Source organism: Streptomyces sp. NPDC059906 (assembly GCF_042730645.1).
GTDB lineage: Bacteria > Actinomycetota > Actinomycetes > Streptomycetales > Streptomycetaceae > Streptomyces > Streptomyces rubrogriseus.
Map to the genome: position 1 here is coordinate 279,507 of NZ_JBHWKU010000006.1, position 19,939 is coordinate 299,445.

15 protein-coding genes are annotated in these 19,939 nt (G+C 72.8%); 9 read left to right on the forward strand and 6 right to left on the reverse strand.

Going from position 1 to position 19,939, the window contains the following annotated elements:
- The first annotated feature begins 87 nt into the window (after window positions 1–87).
- Window positions 88–1,782, forward strand: a complete 1,695-nt coding sequence (locus tag ACFV9J_RS12835) for a TlrC/CarA/OleB/SrmB family ABC-F type ribosomal protection protein (RefSeq protein WP_385353385.1) — start codon at window positions 88–90, stop codon at window positions 1,780–1,782.
- On the opposite strand, the gene ACFV9J_RS12840 is transcribed toward ACFV9J_RS12835, so the two are convergent.
- Window positions 1,771–3,288 carry a carboxylesterase/lipase family protein gene (locus ACFV9J_RS12840; RefSeq protein ID WP_385353387.1) on the reverse strand — a complete coding sequence of 506 codons (1,518 nt, stop codon included), beginning with the start codon at window positions 3,286–3,288 and terminating at the stop codon, window positions 1,771–1,773. The two genes, ACFV9J_RS12835 and ACFV9J_RS12840, sit on opposite strands and share 12 nt — an antisense overlap.
- A 137-nt stretch (window positions 3,289–3,425) precedes the next feature.
- Window positions 3,426–4,397, reverse strand: coding sequence for a zinc-binding dehydrogenase (locus tag ACFV9J_RS12845; RefSeq protein ID WP_385353389.1), 972 nt, complete (start codon window positions 4,395–4,397; stop codon window positions 3,426–3,428).
- Window positions 4,398–5,038: 641 nt separating this feature from the next.
- On the opposite strand from ACFV9J_RS12845, the gene ACFV9J_RS12850 reads away from it, so the two are divergent.
- From ACFV9J_RS12850 to ACFV9J_RS12875, 6 genes are all read left to right on the forward strand, one after another.
- Complete coding sequence (locus tag ACFV9J_RS12850; RefSeq protein WP_385353391.1) at window positions 5,039–5,362, forward strand: hypothetical protein; 324 nt, start codon at window positions 5,039–5,041, stop codon at window positions 5,360–5,362.
- A 101-nt stretch (window positions 5,363–5,463) separates the two neighbouring features.
- Window positions 5,464–5,826: a hypothetical protein gene (locus ACFV9J_RS12855; RefSeq protein WP_385353393.1), complete on the forward strand. Its 363-nt coding sequence runs from the start codon at window positions 5,464–5,466 to the stop codon at window positions 5,824–5,826.
- A 125-nt stretch (window positions 5,827–5,951) separates the two neighbouring features.
- The gene (locus tag ACFV9J_RS12860) at window positions 5,952–6,911 is read left to right on the forward strand and encodes an SDR family NAD(P)-dependent oxidoreductase (protein WP_385353395.1); all 960 of its coding nucleotides are present in this window, start codon (window positions 5,952–5,954) and stop codon (window positions 6,909–6,911) included.
- Between the two features lie 92 nt (window positions 6,912–7,003).
- A complete protein-coding gene (locus ACFV9J_RS12865) occupies window positions 7,004–8,266 on the forward strand; it encodes an MFS transporter (RefSeq protein ID WP_385353397.1) in 1,263 nt (420 codons plus the stop codon).
- A 72-nt stretch (window positions 8,267–8,338) separates the two neighbouring features.
- Window positions 8,339–10,006, forward strand: coding sequence for a PucR family transcriptional regulator (locus tag ACFV9J_RS12870; protein WP_385353399.1), 1,668 nt, complete (start codon window positions 8,339–8,341; stop codon window positions 10,004–10,006).
- Window positions 10,007–10,218: 212 nt separating this feature from the next.
- Complete coding sequence (locus ACFV9J_RS12875) at window positions 10,219–11,577, forward strand: diaminopimelate decarboxylase (protein WP_385353401.1); 1,359 nt, start codon at window positions 10,219–10,221, stop codon at window positions 11,575–11,577.
- 82 nt (window positions 11,578–11,659) lie between these two features.
- On the opposite strand, the gene ACFV9J_RS12880 is transcribed toward ACFV9J_RS12875, so the two are convergent.
- Window positions 11,660–13,015: a hypothetical protein gene (locus tag ACFV9J_RS12880; protein WP_385353403.1), complete on the reverse strand. Its 1,356-nt coding sequence runs from the start codon at window positions 13,013–13,015 to the stop codon at window positions 11,660–11,662.
- Between the two features lie 102 nt (window positions 13,016–13,117).
- Entirely contained in the window at window positions 13,118–14,041 is a 924-nt protein-coding gene (locus tag ACFV9J_RS12885) for a helix-turn-helix domain-containing protein (RefSeq protein ID WP_385353405.1), read from the reverse strand.
- A 90-nt stretch (window positions 14,042–14,131) separates the two neighbouring features.
- On the opposite strand from ACFV9J_RS12885, the gene ACFV9J_RS12890 reads away from it, so the two are divergent.
- Window positions 14,132–15,073, forward strand: coding sequence for an alpha/beta hydrolase (locus ACFV9J_RS12890; RefSeq protein WP_385353407.1), 942 nt, complete (start codon window positions 14,132–14,134; stop codon window positions 15,071–15,073).
- Here the strand turns inward: ACFV9J_RS12890 and ACFV9J_RS12895 are convergent.
- On the reverse strand, window positions 15,034–17,913 hold the full coding sequence (locus tag ACFV9J_RS12895) for a TIR domain-containing protein (RefSeq protein ID WP_385353409.1): 2,880 nt from the start codon (window positions 17,911–17,913) through the stop codon (window positions 15,034–15,036). The genes ACFV9J_RS12890 and ACFV9J_RS12895 overlap by 40 nt on opposite strands.
- Window positions 17,914–18,016: 103 nt before the next feature.
- Window positions 18,017–18,937, reverse strand: coding sequence for a LysR family transcriptional regulator (locus ACFV9J_RS12900; protein WP_385353411.1), 921 nt, complete (start codon window positions 18,935–18,937; stop codon window positions 18,017–18,019).
- A gap of 126 nt (window positions 18,938–19,063) precedes the next feature.
- On the opposite strand from ACFV9J_RS12900, the gene ACFV9J_RS12905 reads away from it, so the two are divergent.
- On the forward strand, window positions 19,064–19,933 hold the full coding sequence (locus tag ACFV9J_RS12905) for an inositol monophosphatase family protein (protein WP_385353413.1): 870 nt from the start codon (window positions 19,064–19,066) through the stop codon (window positions 19,931–19,933).
- Window positions 19,934–19,939: the final 6 nt, after the last annotated feature.

The window sequence follows — 19,939 nt, forward strand, 5'->3', positions numbered from 1 at the left end:
CGCTCCGCCGTCACCGCGCCTCGCCGCGCCGTCCATCCACCCCGATCCGGCCCGGGCTGATCCCGTGCGGCCAGGAGGGACCCGACCTTGCACACCTCACAACTCACCCTGTCCCATGTCACCAAGCGCCACCCCGGCCGCACCGTTCTGGACCAGGTCTCCCTCACGCTGAAGCCGGGCGAGAAGGCCGGACTGATCGGTGACAACGGCGCCGGCAAGTCCACCCTTCTCAGGATCGTCGCCGGCCAGGAGCGCCCGGACAGCGGCGAAGCGACCGTGACCGCCGCCGGCGGCATCGGCTTTCTCCCGCAGTCCCTCCCCCTGCCCCCGACCGCCACCGTCCAGGACGCCGTCGACCTGTCCCTCGCGGACCTGCGTGCCCTTGAGGCCGAGCTGCGCCGGGCCGAGCAGGCGCTCGGTGCCGGCGAGGATCCGAAGGCGCTCGCCGCGTACACCGTGCTTGTCGAACGCTATGAGGCCCGAGGCGGTCACGACGCCGACCGGCGGGTGGACATCGCGCTGCACCACCTCGGCCTGCCGGCGCTCCGCCGCGAGCGCCGGCTCGGCACCCTCTCCGGAGGCGAACGCTCCCGCCTGGCCCTGGCCGGCGTCCTCGCGGGCCGCCCGGAGATCCTCCTGCTGGACGAGCCGACCAACGACCTGGACGATCAGGCCGTGGAGTGGCTGGAGACACAACTGCGGGCACACAGCGGCACGGTGCTCGCGGTCACCCACGACCGCGTCTTCCTGGAGCGTCTGACCAGCACGATTCTGGAGGCCGAGGGGGGCAGGGTCACCCGCTACGGCGACGGCTACACCGGCTACCGTACGGCGAAGGCCGCGGAGCGCCGCCGCCGGCTCCAGGAGTACGAGGAGTGGCGGTCGGAGTTGGCTCGCAACGAGCGGCTGGCCGCCGGCCACGCCGACCGCCTCGGCGCCATTCCGCGCAAGGCGGCACTGGCCAACTTCGGCCACGGCGGCTTCCGGGCCCGCGGCCGGGCCCACGGCGCCATGTCCCGGATCCGCAACGCCCGCGAGCGGGTCGAGCGCCTGACCGGGAACCCGGTGGCACCACCGCCGGACGCGCTGGCCTTCACCGCGCGCATGGGAACGGCGGCGGAGGAAGGGAGGGGCGCCGGGGCCGCCTCCGCGACGCTCCCCGCCGCACAGCTGTCGGACGTGCGCGTGGGCGACCGCCTGCACCTGGGCTCCCTCAGCCTCGGCCGCCGCGGCCGGCTTCTCGTCACCGGGCCCAACGGCGCGGGCAAGACGACCCTGTTGAAGGTGCTCGCCGGTGAACTGCGGCCGGACGAGGGCTCGGTGCGCGTGCCGGGCCGGGTAGGGCATCTGCGCCAGGAGGAGACGCCGTGGCCGCCGGACCTGAGGGTCGCCGAGGCGTTCGGGCTGGGCCGAGTGGGTGCCGCCGACGAGCACGCCGACACCCTGCTCGCCCTCGGCCTCTTCCGCCCGGCGGAACTGCGCTTGCGCATGGGCGAGTTGTCGTACGGCCAGCGCCGCCGCGTGGAGCTGGCCCGCCTGGTCGCGGAGCCCGCCGACCTGCTCCTGCTCGACGAGCCGACGAATCACCTCTCACCGGCGCTGGTCGAGGAACTGGAAGAGGCGCTGACCGGGTTCTCGGGTGCGATCGTGCTGGTCACACACGATCGCGCGCTGCGCGGGCGGTTCCGGGGCAGGCGTCTGACACTGCCCCAGGCACCGGGAGCCCGGGCGGGGCAGCCCGCGGGCGTGGCACACCGGCCGCGCTCCGGTTCAGGGACGTAGGACCGGAAAGTCGGCCTCGGCCCAGAGGGCTCGGACGGCGGCGGACCGGTCGCCGGTGCCGGCGGAGTGACGGCCGGCAGTCCACACCTTGACCTCGGTGACCTCGGTAAAGGAGTCACGGACAGGCGGCCAGCCCGGGCTTCCGGTGGCGGCGAAGTCGGCCCAGGCGCGCACCATTCGGCGGGCCAGTCCCTGGTCCGCGGCGGTGGGCGCGCCGCCGATGAGGAAGGCCAGACGCTCGTCGTCCAGGTTTCCGAAGGCGAAGGGAACGTCCGCACAGTGCCAGGCGCGTACCACCGCACCCGGATCGGCGCGGCGCCGGTCGAAGCGGGACAGGAACGCCCGGCCGCCGGCCCGGGCGTGGACTTCGGCGAGTCGGTCGGCGTACGCACCGAACAGCAGGTCGCCGAAGACGGCGAGGTAGACGTCCAGCACCGGGGCCTGGGGCAGTGCGGCGCGGTAGCCGGCCACCAGGCCGTCGGGTAGGCCGAAGTCCTCGGCGAAGCGCGCGAGTTGCCCGTCGGTGGTCACCTTCGCGCTGCTGCCGACGGCGTCGAGCAGCCAGTACTCCTCCGTGGTGTGGCAGACCAGCAGGTCCACGTCCCTGGCCGCACCGGCCGCCATCCCCGTGAGGGGGTCGGTGGGCAGGACGTCGCCGTCGAGGACCGGGGCGTACAGCGAGGGGTCGTAGTGGCGGGACCCGGAAGCGGGATCGTGCCGGTAGTCGTCGACCACCTGGTCGGCGGCGGCGACCAGGGCCTGCGGAGTCGTGGAGAGGAGGCCCGCCGACGTGGCCGGGCAGCCCGCGGCGGCGGCGACCTCGCGCGTGGTCGCGGCCGCGATGTCGCGCGTGTAACAGGGGCTGGCGGGGCTGTGCGCGATGGCGCGGTGGAACAGGCCGCGGGCGCGGTCCATCACCATGAGGCAGGCGACCGAGGCGGCCCCGGAGGACTGGCCGGCGACGGTGACGTTGTCGGGATCGCCACCGAAGGCGGCGATGTTCTCGCGCACCCACCGCAGGGCGGCGACCTGGTCGAGCAGCCCCCGGTTGTCGGGGTGGGCGATCGCCCCGTCCGGCGGGACGTGGCCGAAGCCCTCGAAACCGATTCGGTAGTTGAGAGTCACCACGACCAGCCCGGCACGGGCCAGTACGGTGCCGTCGAAGTCCGGCTGGGCCGACGAGCCGAAGGTGTAGGCACCGCCGTGGATCCAGACGAGCACCGGCAGGGGGCCACCGTCCGGGGCGGGCGTCCACAGGTTGACGGTGAGGATGTCCTCGTCACCGGGAGACCACACGGGCGCTCCGGGCAGCCGCGCGGACTGCGGGGCGACCGGACCGAATCGCCTGCCGTCCCGCACCCCGGTCCAGGCGGGCGCCGGGGCCGGCTCCCGGAACCGGTGGACGCCGAACGGCGCGGCGGCATACGGAACACCGAGGACGGCGACGACGTCGCCGGAGGCCCGAAATCCCCGCACCGAACCGTACTGGGTCTTGAACACGTCCACTGGGACCGCCTCTCGCTGCACGCCTGTGGGACGGGGGCCCAGCATGGCATCGCCCGGCCGGTCGGAACCAACACCAAGATCGTCAGGTTTGACGCTCCCGTGTTGTCAGTCCCTTGGTACCGCCGGTCGGTGCGGGCCTACTCGCCGCCCACCAGGAGCAGTGACTTGCCCACCGTCGTACGCGCGGCCAGAGCGCGGTGGGCGTCCGCGGCCCGCGCCAGCGGGTAGGTGGCGCCGATGGCCGGGCGCAGGCGTCCCTCGGCGGCGCTCTCCAGCGCCAGGCCCAGCAGTTCCCGGGCGGTCCTCTGGTCCGGAGGGCCGTCCATGAGCGGCATGAGCAGCCGGATGCCCCGGCGCTCGGCGGACTCCCGGTCCGGGGCGGCGAATCCGTCGGCGGTCCCGTAGGTGACGAAGCGTCCACCGTCCGCGAGCGCGTCGACGCTGGTCGCACCGAGCGCCCCGCCCGCGCCGTCGTAGACGAGCGCGGCGCCGCCACCGGTCGCCTCGCGCACCCGCTCGACCCAGTCCGCCCGCGTGTAGTCGACGACGACCTCGGCGCCCAGATCCCGGGCCAGCGCCAACTTGGCGTCGCTGGACGCGGCGGCCACCACCCGGGCCCCCGCGTCGACCGCCAACTGCACCAGCAGTGTGCCCGCCCCACCGGCCGCCGCCGAGACCAGTACCCAATCCCCCTTCTGCGGCGCCCCCAGCCGGTGGAAGCCGAGAGCGGTCACGCCGTCGTGCACCAGTGCGGCCGCCGTCACGGCGGCCAGCCCGTCAGGAACCGGCATGATCTCCTGCGCACCCGCGACGACACGTTCGGCGTATCCGGTCCCGGTTCGTACGACCACGCTCCGGCCGATCCAGCCCGGATCCACTCCGTCACCGACTGCCAGCACCTCGCCCGCTCCGCCGCCACCCGGCACGTACGGCAGCGTTCGCGGGAAGAAGTCCTGACCCCAGCCGCCGCGCAGCAGCGTGTCCAGGAAGATGACGTCGGCCGCGACCATGCCGACGACGACCTGGCCGGGGCCGGGCACGGGATCGGGCAGCTCGACCAGGGTCAGCACGTCCGGAGCACCGAACGAGGCCACGTGGATCGCATGCATGAGCAGCACCCTTCGCTGGAGAAAACATCCCGCCCAGCCTCCGACCTCAAGTCCGGTCGAGGTCAAGGCTCGTCCGGGCCGTCCGCCACAGGCCGGTGGCTCGAATGTGACCCACAACACAGTTGACCTGGTTACGCGCCCCCTCATGATCTTCACGGCTTCTTCTCATGAAAATTAAGCGGGGCGATAGCCGTCACACTCCTCGGAGTCACCGTTCCCGCGGTGGGGACCGGGGCAACTCCGGCGGTGGCCGACGACAGGGCTGCTTCGGCGGTGGCGGACCGTACGCCGGAGTCGGAGGCGAGCGCGCTCGCGGCGCAGACGAGTGCGGCACCGGTCCGCGCCCGCAGGAGCGACGGCGGATGGGCTCCCGTCGACACCATCCTCGTGCGGGAAGCCGACGGCACGGTGCGGGCGAAGAACACGACCGCCGCTCTCACGTTCTCGGGCGGCGGCAGCGGCGCCTCACTGGTCGCGCTCGAGAACCAAAGGGCACGAACTGTGTTTCGGCTGGCCCACCGCGCTCCCCGAACCCGGCCTCGACGGCGACACCGCCACCTACGCCGAGATCCTTCCCGGCGTCGACCTCCGGCTGACCGCGCTGAACTCCGGGCACTTCCCGAACGAGGCCGCGTTGAAGTGTGGCCTACACGGTGCCCGCGCCCAACGTCGGCTTGAGCGGCTCGCGGGGGTACTTCAGCATCACGGTCAAGAACGACGGCGGAAAGGTCTCGCGCAAGGCCACCTTCAAGAAGGGGCCCGAGCCCAAGCCGGATCTGAAGCGCGGGGAGGACCTGTTCTCCGAGATGGAGAGCTACATGTACGACGAACTGACGCGCAATGCCCGGTCCGACGACGTCAAGGCTCGTGTACATGCGCCCGACCGTGTCGATCACCGCGGCGTGGAACCGTTCCCTGGTCAGGTCGAGGCCGTGCAGGGCGTGGATCAGGTGAAGAAGAGGTAGCCGGGCCTCGGGGCCGGGGGCAGGTTTTGACCGGTGCTTGGTACGGCGACGAGCTGGACGGCGCCGGTGCTTGGCGGAGCAGGTGACGGATGGAGGGACGTATGGAGAACAGGCGACTGCACGGGTGTCTCGGGGCGGTGGTCGGGCTGGCGCTCGCGCTGCTCGCGGCCATGCTGCTGGGCAGGGTGTGGAACGCCTGCGACACGGGGGTGAACAGCGCGGCCAACAGCAGCTTTCTCCTTGTCCTCTTCATCCCAGGACTGTGGGCGGTGCTGCTGCTCGGCTGGCTGGCGGCGGGCGCTGTCCTGGGACGCCGTCCCGCTGTCCACGCCCTCGCCCTGGTCGTCGTACTCGTAGTGGTCGTCTGGTGCGCCCTCTCGCTCTTCTGGGGCGGGACCACCTACGACTGCCCCAGCGGTGTCCCCCGGTGGTGGCCGGACGTCCTCCCGGCTCCGGGTTTCTGAGGGGCGTGTCGGTCGTCTGTCGGCGGTGCACGTGATCTGTCGGCGATCTGTCGGCCGGGGGAGCGATCTTGGGCGAGTCGGTGCTCCTCACGAGCACCCCGCCCGAGCACAAGGAGTCTGTCATCGTGTCCAGCGCACCCCAGAGCCGACCATGGGACGTACACCGGCTGCCGTCCGCCGAGGGACACAACTTCCTCGTCACCGGGGGGAACGCCGGGATCGGCTACTTCGCCGCGGAGCAGCTCGCCGCCACCGGCGCCCTCGTCGTCATCGGCAGCAGGAACCCCGCGAAGGCGGACGCCGCCCTTGCCTCGATCCGCTCGCGTGTCCCGGGCGCGCGGGTGCGGCACCTGCACCTGGACCTCGCCGACCTGTCCACCCTGAAATCCGCCGTGGACGATCTGGCGGCGGACCTCGGTCGTCTCGACGCGGTGGTCCACAACGCGGGGGTCGCGCTCGACGACCCGCCCCGTCGGGAGACCGAGGACGGCCACGAGCTGATGTTCGGCACCAACCACCTCGGCCACTACGCGCTGACGCGGTGGCTGGCCCCCCTTCTGTCCGCGGCGCCGGCGGGCCGCGTCGTGACGGTGGGAAGTTTCGCGGCGCGATCCGAGCGGCTGGACCTCGACGACCTGCAGTCCACCCTGGACTACCGGCCCAAGCGCACCTACGGCCGGTCGAAGCTCGCGCAGATGTGCTTCGGCTTCGAACTCGACCGCCGGCTGCGCGCCGTCGGCAGTACGGTGCTCAGTGTGGTGGCCCACCCCGGTGGCGCCCTCGACTCCCTCACCCCGCCCCGCCCGCCGGTCAGCACGTCGACCCCCGGCGAGCGACTGCGCGGCCTGCCCGCGGCGCTCATGGTGCAGGGCAAGGACGCCGGGGCGTGGCCGGTGGTCCGTGCCGTCCTCGACTCCGACGTACAAGGAGGGCAGCTGTGGGGGCCGAGGGTCTTCGGCCTGCGCGGCCAACCGCGACGTGAGCCGGTCCCGGCACACATGGCGGACCCGGCGGCCGCCGCTCACCTGTGGGCCGCCAGCGCGGAACTGACCGGTACCACCGATCCGCACCTCGGCTTCCGGTAGGCGGAACCGCTCCCTCGAAGGAGCCGACACGTGGGGGCGACCCCGTCCGGTCACTGGAAAGACCGCTCGGAGATCAAGGACAATCGGGAACCATGTCTGAAAGAGCGACGGAATCCGTCCTGCGGTCCCCGGGCATACCCCACCTCCTTACGGTGGGGGCCTTCTGCTTCGCCGGACTGGCCCTGCTGCTCCCCGTCTCACCGGCGTGGGCCGTCGCCGGAGGCGCCGACGAGTTCGGTGCCGGACTCGTCACGGCCGTCCTGATGGCCGCCACCGTCCTGTCCCAGCTGTGTGTCAGAACGGCGCTGCGCACCATCGGCTGGCGCCGCACGCTGGCCCTCGGTGCTCTCCTGCTCGGCCTGCCCGCCCTCCTGCAGAGCCTCAGCGACCAGCTGGTGCCCATCCTGGTGACGACCGCCCTGCGCGGAGCGGGCTTCGGCATCGTCACCGTCTGTGGCGCCACCGCCGCGGCCGCGCTGGCCCCGCGCGGTCGCCAAGGGGCGGCCATCGGCCTCTACGGCCTCGCCGTAGCGCTGCCCCAGGTCGTCCTCACCCCGGCGGCACCCTGGCTGATGGGCACGTTCGCCCTCCCCGCGATCGTCGCCTGCGGTGTTCTCCCCGTCCTCGCGCTGCCCTGGACCCGGGCCCTCGGCCGCGCGGTCGAGGCCCGCACGGACGGCCCGCCCGCCCAGAACGGCCGTACCGGGCACCCCGCCCCCGCCGCCACGGTGCTCCGGCGCATCCTGCTCCCGCTCACCGTCCTGCTCCTGGTCACGGCGGCAGGCGGCGCGGTACTCACCTTCGCCCCGCAGTTCACGAGCACCCCCGCGCTCGCCGCCACGGGTCTGCTCGCCCTCACCGCCACGGCCGCCCTGGCCCGCTGGGGCTGTGGAGAACTGGCCGACAGGATCGCCCTGCGCCCGATCACGGCCCTCCTCGCCACGACCGCCTGCGCGGGACTGGCACTGATCGCCCTGGCCATCGGCTCGGACGGCGAAACCGTCCTCCCCCTGCTCGCCGGACTGCTCCTGCTGGGAGCCGCGTACGGAGGACTCCAGAGCCTCACGCTGGTGCAGGCCTTCGACCTGGCCGGCGCGGAGAACCGGCACCTGACCTCCGTCGCCTGGAACATCGGCTACGACGCCGGTACCGGGCTCGGATCCCTCGCGCTGGGCCTGGCGGCGCAGGTGGCCACCTTCTCCGCCGGTTTCGCCGTCATGTCCGCGGTGATGGCAGCGCTGGTCCTGGCGGTGGTCCTCACCCCCAGGCGGCCGGCCGGGCGTACTGCGGGAGACCGCCCGCGCACGCGCGGCAGTACCCGTCGCTCACCCACCCGGCCCCGGAAGCTGCCGTAGCGACCTGCCCCTCTGCCGAGGGGGAGAGCCGCCTGCGAGAGGGCGAGCCGCTCGGACGACCATGATGGAGGCATGGCAGCAAGGGAACCGGACCGGCGCGACGGCAGGCCGTCGCTCGAGCAGATCCTCCGTCTGATCGCCCCCGGAATGCTGGATGTCGTCGTGGCGCCGCGCGGATCCGGTGTGCCGGTGGCCGACGTGGTGCTGCACGACCCGGGCGAGGAGCGGGACGACGGCACCTGGGCGGCGTCCGGACTGATCCTGCTCGCGGTCGGGGTGGATGTCGCCTCGCCGGAGGCGATCGACGTGCTGCGTGGTGCGGAGCGGGCCGGAGCCGCGGCCGTGGTGCTGAGGCGGGGGGCCCGCGGGCCCCGGGCGGCGCTGCTGGAGGCGGCCGCCTCGGGACGCACCGCGCTGCTCACCCGGCGGCCGGGGCAGGGGTGGACGGAGGTGCTCGGCCAGCTGCGCACCGCTCTGGCCCACAGCGCCCCGACCGCAGGGACCGGGGTGGAGGGGCTGCGGCTCGGCGACCTCCCGGAGCTCGCCAACACGGTGGCGACCCTGGTCGGGGGCGCGATCACGATCGAGGACCCGCAGTCGCGGGTGCTGGCCTACTCGCGGATGGACCACGAGCCCGACCCGATGCGCAGGCTGACGATCCTCGGGCAGGAGGTGCCGCGCTGGCGGGTGGACGAACTGCGTGAGAGCGGCTTCTTCCAGGCACTGTGGAACACCGACGGCGTCGTACGGCTGCCTGCCGACGACCGGTACGCGGAACGGCTGGCCGTCGCGGTGCGTCACGGGTCGGAGATCCTCGGGTCCCTCTGGGCCGCCGCCGACGGCCGGCCGCTGGCCGAGGACGCGGCGGCGGCGCTGCACACGGCGGCGCGGGCCGCCGTGCCGCACCTGGCCCACCACCAGACGTGGGGCCGGGCCGCGGCCCGGGCGCGGGAGGGCGCGGTGCACGCGCTGCTCGACGGCAGCGGCCGGGCGGCCCGCGTCGCGCACGACGCCGGGGTCGCGCGGGACCGGCCGTACACGGTGCTGGTCGCGGAGGCGTACGACAGCCGGGACCTGACGGTCGTGCCCGCCCCGGCGACGGGGGACGCCGCCGAGCAGCGGATGCTGGACGTACTCGCGCTGCAGGCCGAGGCGTACCGGCCGGGCTGCGTGAGCGCGCGATCGGGGCGGCGGCTGTACGTCCTGCTTCCGGCGGAGGACGGCGCGACGGACCTGGCGCGTGCCCTGGCGGCGACGGCGCGGTCGGTGCCGCGCGGTGTGGTGTTCGCCGGCGTCGGCCCGGTCGCGGCGGACCTGTCGGGGCTGCCCGCCTCGCGCGAGGCCGCGGAGCTGGTGGTGCGGGTGCTGCGCGAGCGGGCCGCGCGGCGACCGGCCGCGGACGTGGTCTCCGCGGTGGCCGCGTTCGGCGAACTCGTCCCCGAGGTGTCCGCGCTGCGCGTGCTCGACCTGATCGCGCCCTTGTGGGAGAGCCTGTCGGGCCCCGTGCACGCGATGGTCGAGCACGACCGGGCGCACGGCTCGGAGTACGGCGCGTCGGTCGGCGCCTACATCGACGCCTTCGGCGACACGGGCACGGCCGCTCGGCGCCTCAACGTGCATCCGAACACCCTGCGGTACCGGCTGCGGCGGGCTCGGGAGCTGTTCGGTGTCGACCTGGCCGACCCCACCCTGCGCCTCCTGGCGGACATCGGACTGCGGCTGGCGCGGCGCACGGAGTGAGGCCCCGGTCCTTCCTGAGTCGGGGCGGTCACCCGAGCACCTTGATCCTTCTCCTTGATCATTCTCCTGTCATGTAGCACAGGAAACTGCCCGACCGTGGTCGCGTGGCACGAAGACGCGCCGGGCTCGGCGGAGCGAAGCTGTACGAGGCAGAGTGGCCGGCCGCTCCACGAGCGGGCCGTGCACGACCGACACCTCTGGAGTGTGGTGCAGTGACTTCCGGTTCCCTCCATCAACGCGGCAGCGCCCGTGAGGCCGCGCTCGCACGGGCGGTCGAGGACGGCCTGCTGGGCCCGCGAGCGCCCCTGGTCGGTCTCCTCGACGTCGACGGCGTGCTCGCCGCCGTCGACGCGCTGAACGAGGCGTTCGAGGGACCCGCACCGGTGCAGCACACGTTCGCGGCGAAGGCGTGCGGGCTGGTGCCGGTGCTGCGGCTGCTCGCGGAGGCGGGCATGGGCTGCGAAGTGGCCTCGCCCGGCGAGCTGGAGCAGGCGCTGGCGGCCGGATTCACCTACGACCGGCTGGTGTTCGACAGCCCCGCCAAGACCGTCGAGGAGCTGGAGTTCGCCCTGGCCCACGGCATCGCGATCAACCTGGACAACTTCCAGGAGATGGCCCGCGTCGACGGCCTGCTGGCCGGCCGGGAGGCCTCCGGGCCCATCGGACTGCGAGTGAACCCGCAGGTCGGTGCGGGAGCCATCGGTGCGATGAGCACCGCCACCGCGACCTCCAAGTTCGGCGTCGCGCTGTGCGACGAGGGCGCCGTCGACGCGGTGATCGAGGCCTTCGCGCGCCGGCCCTGGCTCAACCGGCTGCACGCCCACGTCGGCTCCCAGGGCTGCCCGCTGCCGCTCATCGCCCAAGGGGTGCGGGCGGCGTACGAACTGGCCGAGCGCATCAACAAGGAGCTGGGGCGCGCCCAGATCACCGGGCTCGACATCGGCGGCGGCCTGCCCGTCAACTTCGACAGCGAGGACGACCGTCCGACGTACGCCGACCACGTCGCCGAGCTGCGCTCCGCCGCACCCGGGCTGTTCGACGGCCGCTACGCCCTGATCACCGAGTTCGGCCGTTCCCTGCTCGCCAAGAGCGGCACCATTGGCTCGATCGTCGAGTACACCAAGTCGGCCGGCGGCCGCAGGATCGCGGTCACGCACGCCGGTGCGCAGGTGGCCACCCGCACGGTCTTCATGCCGGAGGCCTGGCCGCTGCGCGTCGGGGTGTTCGACGCCGCGGGCCGTCCCAAGCAGGGCCCGGCCGAGGTCGTCGACATCGCGGGCCCGTGCTGCTTCGCCGGTGACCTGACCGCGACGGGGCGCGAGTTGCCGGCCGTCGAACCGGGCGACGTGGTGGCCCTGTACGACACCGGGGCGTACTACTTCTCTTCGCACTTCTCCTACAATTCCCTGCCACGTCCCGCTGTCTACGGTTATCGGACGGATTCCCGCGGGCAGGTCGCCTTCGCACTCGTGCGCGAGGCCCAGAGCGTGCGCGGTGTCGTCGAGGAGAGCGGACTCGCCCAGGCGGACGCCCTGGTGGCACTGGGCCCGGGCCGGATCGCGGAACGGTAGTGTCCAGGCCGGGCACCGGTGAGGAAGAAGCTGCGCCGTCGGGCGCGGGCGGTTCGGCGGCCACCGGCCATGGCGACCGGCGTCACCGCCCGGGTCGCCGCGACCGCCCGAGCCGGGAACGCCAGGAACGCCGGGAACGCCGGGTTCGTCGCTCGGACGGGACGGCGTCCGGGGCGGGCAACCGCAGCGATATCCGGCGGCGTGCGAGCAGACCGACCACGATCAGCAGCAGGAACGGCGACCAGGCGATCGCGTACGCGACACCGTAATGCTGGAAGTCCAGGATCGACCGGCTCGGGTCCACGTCGCTGCTGTTGACGCCGAAGTACGCAAGGAGCAGCGCGGGCGGGAGCGCGAGGAGCGAGCCGACGGCGATCACCGCCGCCAGCACCCGGTCCCGGTCCTCGGCGTACTGCTGGGCCGCCGTCTCGAGGCCGACGCGGCGCGTCGCGAGGACGGCGTTCACGCGCTCGACGATGCGGGAGGTGTTGGCCAGCGCGTCCGCCAGTGACGAGACGTCGCGCAGTGACGCATGGAAGCTCTCGACCAGCAACTCCGGTACGAGGATCGTGTCGGCGTACACCTCGACGCTGAAGCTCAGGTCGAGCTGGAGATCGTTGAGCCGGTGCGAGAGCTGCGCGACCAGGGCGCGGGCATCGTCCGTCGTCTCGACTGCGGCTGCCCGGTCCAGCTCCAGCGCCTCGAACGCCTGGCGTCGGATGCGGTGCACGGCCGCGACCGCGGTGAGGATGCCGGCGGCGGCCAGCCCGAACGCGTTCTCCACCGGCGGTGCGTAGCCAACGATCAACGACACGCCTCTGCCGTGCGCGACCATGGTCTGGCCGGCGTTGTTCAGCGTCTCGGGCCGTCGAATGCCCAGTGTGGCGCCGGTACCGCTGTCCAGCGTGCCGCGCAGCACGATGGTCACCACGTCCTGGCCGACCGCGTCGCCGGGCACGTGCTCGGCCAACAGCCTTCGCGCGAGGGCCGCTCCGGGAAAGACGCTCTGGTGGACGTTCCGGCCGAACTCGAGCGGTGGCCGGTCCGCGGTCCGGTCCGTGATGCCGTACGCCCGTAAGCGCTCGTCGAGCCATGCGGTCAGCGGCATCCCGCCGACGCTGGTGGCGGAGCGGTCCTGCCAGGTGGCGAAGAGGGTTTCGGCGATCGTGTCCGAGTCGCCCGCCTCGTCCGGGACTTCGAGGTCCACGAAGAGCAGCGGGTCCTGGCGAGGGGTGACAGCCAGGGTGATGTCCGCACCGTCGACCCGGGCCGCGTTCGGCGGCAGCAAGATCTCGCAGACGTGCTCGTGCAGCACCAGCCGGGGCAGCAGCAGTCCGGCGGCTTCGACGTGGGCGGTGAACCGGCCGAGACCGAGTGCCTCGGACAGCGGACGGAGCCGGTCGTCGGGCACGTGCACCTGCGGCGTGAGGTGGTACATCAAAAGCAGGCGGGTACGAACCCTGACCGCTGCGTCGGACCGTGGCACAAGGCCCCCCTCCGGCTGACACCCGTGTGGGGCAGCAGCCTAGGGGGCCGCGGATCATTGCGCCCAGGCCCTGGCGCTTTTGCGACCGTCACCGGACACACCGGGACCGGTCCGCGCCGACGTGACGGCGCCCACGGCGCCCACGGCGCCCACGGCGCCCACGGCGCCCACGGCGTGCAGGGCGCGCAGGCGGTCGTGGGAGGGAGTGCCGGGCGCGGCGGTCAGGGCGACGAGCTGCTGGTCCGGGTCGGCCGTGTCGGTGAGCGCGGACCAGTCGAGGGTGAGTTCGCCGACCGCCGGGTGGCGCAGGTCTTTGGTCCCCGCGCTGCGGACGGCCACGCGATGGTCCTTCCACCAGGTCCGGAAGTCCGGGTCCTGCGCGGACAGCTCTGCCACCAGCGCCGACAGACGCGGATGGTGCGGGTCCCGGGCCGCCTCCATCCGCAGTTGCGCCACGCAGGCCCGCGCCATGTAGGGCCAGTCGGTGTACAGGGCCCGCACCGCCGGGTCGAGGAAGACCAGACGGACGAAGTTGCGTGCGTCCCGCGGCAGCAGCGCGAAGTCGGTGAACAGCGCGGCGGCCGGCGGATTCCACGCCAGGACGTCGGTGCACCGGCCGAGGACGAGGGCCGGAGTGTGGGTGAGATCGTCGAGCAGACGCCGCAACTGGGGCCGGACCTGCCGGCCGGGCCGCCGCAGCGGCCGGCCGGCGTCCTTGCCCGAGAGCTCGAAGAGGTAGGCCCGCTCGTCCGCGCTCAGCCGCAGTGCACGGGCAAGCGCGTCCAGCACCGGTTCGGAGGCCCGGCGCCGTCCCTGTTCCAGTCGGGTGTAGTAACCGGGGCTGATCGACGCGAGCACGGCGACCTCCTCCCGGCGCAGGCCCGGGACCCGTCGGCGCCCGTCGTAGGGGAGCCCGGCCGTCGGGGGGCTCAGCTCCCTGCGCCGCGCCTTGAGGAAGTCACCCAGTTCGCTGCTCATGCCATCGAGTCTCGCACCGCGGTCCGGCCCGGTGAGGGGGTCGGCTCTGGCCCATTGTCCCGGCGTGCGGCACCCGCCAGGGTCGGGGGCATGAAGACCGACGTCACCTTCCGCAGCAGTCGTCTCACCCTCGCCGGCACCCTCTTCCTGCCCGGCACACCGACCGCCGGTCGGCTCCCGGCCGTCGTCATCGGCCATCCCGGCGGCGGGGTCAAGGAGCAGACGGCGAGCGGCTACGCGGAGCGCCTGGCCCGTGAGGGTTTCGCCGCACTGGTCTTCGACGCCGCGCACCAGGGCGAGAGCGAGGGGGAGCCGCGTGGCCTGGAGAACCCCTTCCAGCGCGCCGAGGACATCAAGTCGGCCGTGAGCTTCCTGGTCACCCGAGACGGGATCGACCCGGACCGGATCGGCGCCGTGGGCATCTGCGCCTCCGGCGGCTACGTCCCCTACGCCGCCCAGACCGACGTGCGTATCAAGGCGGTCGCCACGGTCAGCGCGGTGGACCTGGGTTCGGTGATGCGCGACGGCTCCGGCCCCGCCCGGGATCCACGGGCCTTGCGCTCCATGCTCGAACGCGCGAGCGCCGCACGCACCGCGGAGGCACGCGGCGAGGCCGTCCCCCGGCAGGAGTGGATCACCGAGGCCGTGGACGCCGAGACCCGCGAGTACTACCGCACCCCACGCGGCCACCACCCCGGTGCGGTCCAGCCCTGGCCGGTCCGCAGTCTCGACCAGATCATCCAGTACGACTCCTACGCCCTGATCCACCTCATCTCGCCCCGCCCGCTCCTGATGATCGTCGGTTCCGAGGCCGGCACGGCGCACTTCAGCCGCGATGCCATCGAGAAGGCGGCCGAGCCCAAGGAGCTCTTCGTGGTCGACGGCGCCACCCACGTCTCCCTCTACGACCGGGACGAGCACGTCACCCCGGTCGTCGCCAAGCTCACCGCCTTCCTCGCCACCCACCTCCGGCACGGCGCTCCGCGCGTCCCTCAGCGACAGGGGTCCACCACGTCCAGGTCCTTGAGGTAACGGTCGCGTTCCCGGGCGGGCAGGGGCTGGCTCACCAGGCCGCACAACAGGTCGTGCCACGCCTGCACACCGACCGTGCGGCGCACGACCCTGTGGTCGGGGCCGAGCGTGAGGATGTCGTCGGCGGGGCCGGGGACGACCTGCATGCCCTCGTTGGGCTGCGCGGAGCCGGCCGGGGGGTCCGTGGTCCAGACGTCGAGCTGATCGCCGCTGCCGGCGTCCAGGACGCGTACACCCCGGGTGCTCTCGGCCATGAACCCCTGGAACAGCAGACGGCCGTCCCGGCTGAACGCCACGTCACCGCTTTCCTTCGGCAGGTACCCGGTGGCGCGCACGCGCTCGCCGGAGTCGAGCCGTACGACGTACACATGGCTCTCCATGTCCGAGAAAGCCGCCTGCCTGCCCTCGTGGTCGACACTCATGGCCAGGGGACGGGCCTCGCTCGGCAGGGTGGTGCGGGCCGTGTGCGCGAAGGCGTGGTCGCCGTCCCAGCGCCAGGTGTCGACACCGTCGTCGTTCAGGAGAACCAGCGTCCTGCGGTCCCCGCTCAGGGCAAACCTGCCGGAGTCCTCCGTCACCGTGCTGCGGGTGCAGGTGCGGGTGTCGAGCAGTTCCACGGCGCCGTTCCATTCGCCGACCACGTACCGGTCGCCCGGGAGGAAGGACAGGCCGGGGCGGCGGATCAGCGAGAAGGAGGCTCCGCCGATGGCCGTGCCGCAGTCCGTGCGCCTTCCGGTACGCAGGTCCCAGATGTCGAACCGCCCTTCGTCCTCGAGGCCCTCCACGCTCTGCATGCCGACGTATCGCTTGTCCCCGCTGAGCGTGTAGGCCGTGTCCTCCAGGTTCACCGACAGGTTGGCGTACGGAATCACGCCGAGCCTGCGGCCCGTGCCCGGATCCCAGAACTCGGTGCGCCCCTCGGACCGGTGCACCGCCATCCGTCCGTCGGGGGTCAGATCCCCGAAGGTGAACTCCTTCCCGTCAAAGGCCACTTGCTGCCCCCGTCGGACCCCGGTGGTGAAGAGGTTGAGCTCTCCGCCGTACGAGGCGACGACCACCTGGGTGCCGTCGGCCGACATGGCGATGGTGCTGGCCGGCCGGGTCAGCCGGCCCAGTGTCGTACCGGGCCGCAGCGCGGCGTCGTAGAGCCGGACCGTGCCGTCCTGCCCGCCCAGCAGGAAGGTCCCCCTGTCGTCGGCGACCGTCATGTCCTCGTACGGTCCCAAGGACCGGACGGCGATGCGGCGGCGCTGTTCCAGGTCCCATACCTCGGCACGCCTGGACGTCCGGGTCAGGGCCTTGCCCGCCCCGTCGAACAGCAGAACCTCGCTGAACCGCAAGGCTTCCGCCGTGCTGCCCGGCATCCCGGGCAGGGACCGGGCCGCCTCCCAGCGCGCCGGTCCTGTCCGGAACTCCCGGACCTCCTGACGGTCCCTGTCGACCAGGGTCAGCCGGGACCCGTCCGCGGCGAAGCCGAGCCCCACCCGGGCGTTACTCACCGGGACCCGGGTGATCTCGCGCCCGTCGGAAGCGCGCCACACGACCGCGAACGCCTCACCCTCCGGGGTGTAGTGCGAGGCCGCCACCCACCGTCCGTCGGGTGAGAGGGCGAAGGCATGGAGCCCGTGCGCGACGTTGGGGAGATTCTCCGTGTGCCCGGCGGCCATCGTGCACAAGAGGCTGCCGGTCCGGGTGTCCCACAGCTGGACCCGGTTGAGGTAGACCTCCATGGCCAGGACGCGGCCGTCGCGACTCAGCGCCCTGGGCGTGCCCTCGGCGCGCACCACGCGCGACTGCCGGGCGGCACGCACGTCGTAGAGGCGCACGGCCCGGTCCTCGTCGAACACCGAGCGGTACGCCGCGGTCGTACCGTCCCCGCTGAGGACGACGTCCGTAGCGGCCGGGCGGGACACACCCTCCATGTCCGTCACCGAGTCGGCGTCCGCCCGCAGCCGCCGCTTGGCGTACGGCGCGGCGGTCACGGCCTGGGCCAGGGCGCGTCGGGACTCCGGGGTGGACCTGGTCTCCTCGGCGTACAGGGCGTACTGCGCGGCCTGGTTGGGGCTGGTCCCGAGCAGTTGCCCGGAGCGGGCGGCGAGCGCCTGTGAAGCGGAGGTGCGGGCCTGGGAAAGGGCCTCTTCGCGCTGCCTGCTGGCGTCGAAGAAGCCGTAGACCGCAAGGAGGAGCAGCACCAGGAGCAGGGCGACGCCCGACCAGCTCAGCCGTTTGACGAAGCGGAGCTGCCGGAAGTCGTCGTGTTCCAGCTCTTCCTTGGGACGGCCGTGCAACGGCGACGCCAGGGTGGCGACCGCGGCACGGAACGGTGGGTAGCGCATGGAGTGATGGGACCGCTCCCCGATCTCCCGGAGGTCCACCCAGAGCGGTGCGGCCGTGAACCGGCCCGCCAGATTCCGCGGCAGGGAGGTGGTCTTCTGCCAGTCGAAGTCGCCGGCCCTGTCGTCCCACGCGATCTCACCGCTCGCGACGGCGATGAGCAGATGCTCCGTGTCGCGCTCGCGCAGCCAGTAGTCGACTTCCCTGGCCACCCAGGGCGAGGCGGCGGCCTCCGGGGAGGCGAGCAGGATCAGATAGCGGGAGCGTGCCAGTTCGCGCTGGATCGACTGCCACAGGTCGTGGTTGGCCGGCAGGCTGGTGACATCACGGAACACGCTCATCCGCATGGGCCGGAAGCGCGAGACGGCCAGCCGTTCCAGGCCGCGCTGGAGCTGTTTCGCGAGCGGCGCGTTCTTGCTCTGGCTGTACGAGATGAAGGCGTCGCGCTGCTTCGCACCGACCGGCTCCACCGCTCGCGCCTCGGCCTCTTCCACGGCATCGCTCATGGCGTCTCCGTGCCCCCTCCGCAGCTACCTGTTGCCCCCGACGTGCGGCATCAACTCCTCTGCCTATCATGCCCGTTGCGACGCCACGGGCTCACCCGCACCGTCATGCTCCGACCGCGGCCGACGAGGTGAACGGGGCCCGGAGGATGCGGCCGGCCGTTTCGCGCAGCCAGGTGTGTGCGGGGTCGTTGTCGTGGCGCTGGTGCCAGAGCAGGTGGAGGGGCACTTCGGGCAGTTCAAGCGGCAGCGGCAGTGTGACCAGGCCGAGCTGGTGGCGGATCGAGCGGGTGACGGCGTCGGGCAGGGTGACCACGAGGTCGGTGTCACGGGCGAGTTGAAGCGCGGTGACCGTGGTGGGGGCGGAGGCGATGACGCGGCGCTCGTGGCCGAGTTCCGCCAGGGCGTCGTCGATCCGGTCGCGCAGGCGCCCGCGCCGGGACACGGTGAGGTGAGGGGCCGCCGCGTACCTCTCGGTGGTCACGGGCTGTTCGGTGAGCGGGTGGCCCGGGCGGACGGCGAGGACGAGCCGGTCGCGCCCGACCAGGCGGTGACGGATGTCGGGCAGGGACGGCGGGCCGGCACTGGAGGCGAGGTCGACCTCGCCACGGCGCAACTCGGGGGTGTCGTCGCCCGGTTCGGCGGTGAGCCGCAGTCGCACCCCCGGGGCCTGGCGGTGCACCGCGACGATCAGGGCGGTCCCGCAGGTGGTGGTGAGGGCATCGTGCCAGCGGACGGTGAACACCCGCTCCAGGGCCGCCAGGTCGAGTTCGGACTGGGCGGACAGCAGGTGGTGGGCCTGCTGCACCAGCGCGTGGACCTCGGTGCGCATGGCCAGCGCGCGGGTGGTGGGAGTCATGTGACGTCCGGTGCGGACCAGGATCTGGTCGCCGGTTGCTTTGCGGATACGACCCAGAGAGCGGCTCATCGCCGGGGCGGTGACGTGGAGGCGGGCGGCGGCCCCGGCCACACTGCCCTCCTCCAGCAGGGCGTCCAGAGCGGTGAGCAGATTCAAATCCAGTTGCATGACAGTAACTGTACGAGTGAGAACCATGCACTTGTTGTTAACGATCCAGGCTTCTACCTTCGAGGTGCGGGGCCCGGAGGAAAGCGCCCGAGTCGCCCCGCTTCCACCGAATCCAGGGAGTACGCCATGACCACAGCCATGCCTTCCGGCCTCGACACCACGCTCCTGCCCGCGGTGACCACCGCGGTGCGGGCCGCCGGAGTCACCCTGCGGGAGCGCCGCACGACCCACGCCCGGGGCGTGAGCCTGGAGGAGGTCGTCGGCGAGATCCACGCCAATGACGAGGCGGTCCTCGCTGTGCTGCGTGAGCCGCTGCTGAAGGCCCGTCCCGAGGCGCGCTGGGTCGAGGACGAGCTGGCGGGCGGGGCGCTGCCGCCGGGCGAGTGGTGGGTCGCCGACCCGGCCGAGGGCAACATCAACCACGTCCACGGCCTGCCCGACTGGGCCGTCACCGCCACCCTGGTGCGCGACAACCAGCCGGTCCTGACGGCCGTTCACCTCCCGCTGACCGGCGACACCTACACCGCCACCGCCGGGGGCGGCGCCCATCTCAACGGCCGTCCCCTGACCGTGTCGGCCAAGAGCGACCTGGGTGCCGCGCTGGTCGGCACCGGACAGGCCCGGCCCGGCGAGAGCACCGACACCTTCCGCCGGATCGGCGAATCGGTCACCGCCATGCTCACCGCCGGACTCGTGGTGCGCGTGTCGGTCCCGGCCACGCTGCAGCTCATCCACGTCGCCGCCGGACGCATGGACGCCTTCTGGCAGTTCTCCGACGTCCGCTCCGGCCTGGTCGCCGGCGCTCTCCTGGTCACCGAGGCCGGGGGGACCGTCACCGACCTGGACGGCAAGCCCTGGACCGCGGCCGGCCGCGACTTCCTGGCCGCCGCACCCCGCATCCACACCAGCGCGCTCGACGTCCTCTCCCCGATCCGGCCGACGATCCGGCCGACGAGCCGACCGTCGAGCCGGCCGACGAGCCGACCGTCGATCTGACGGCCC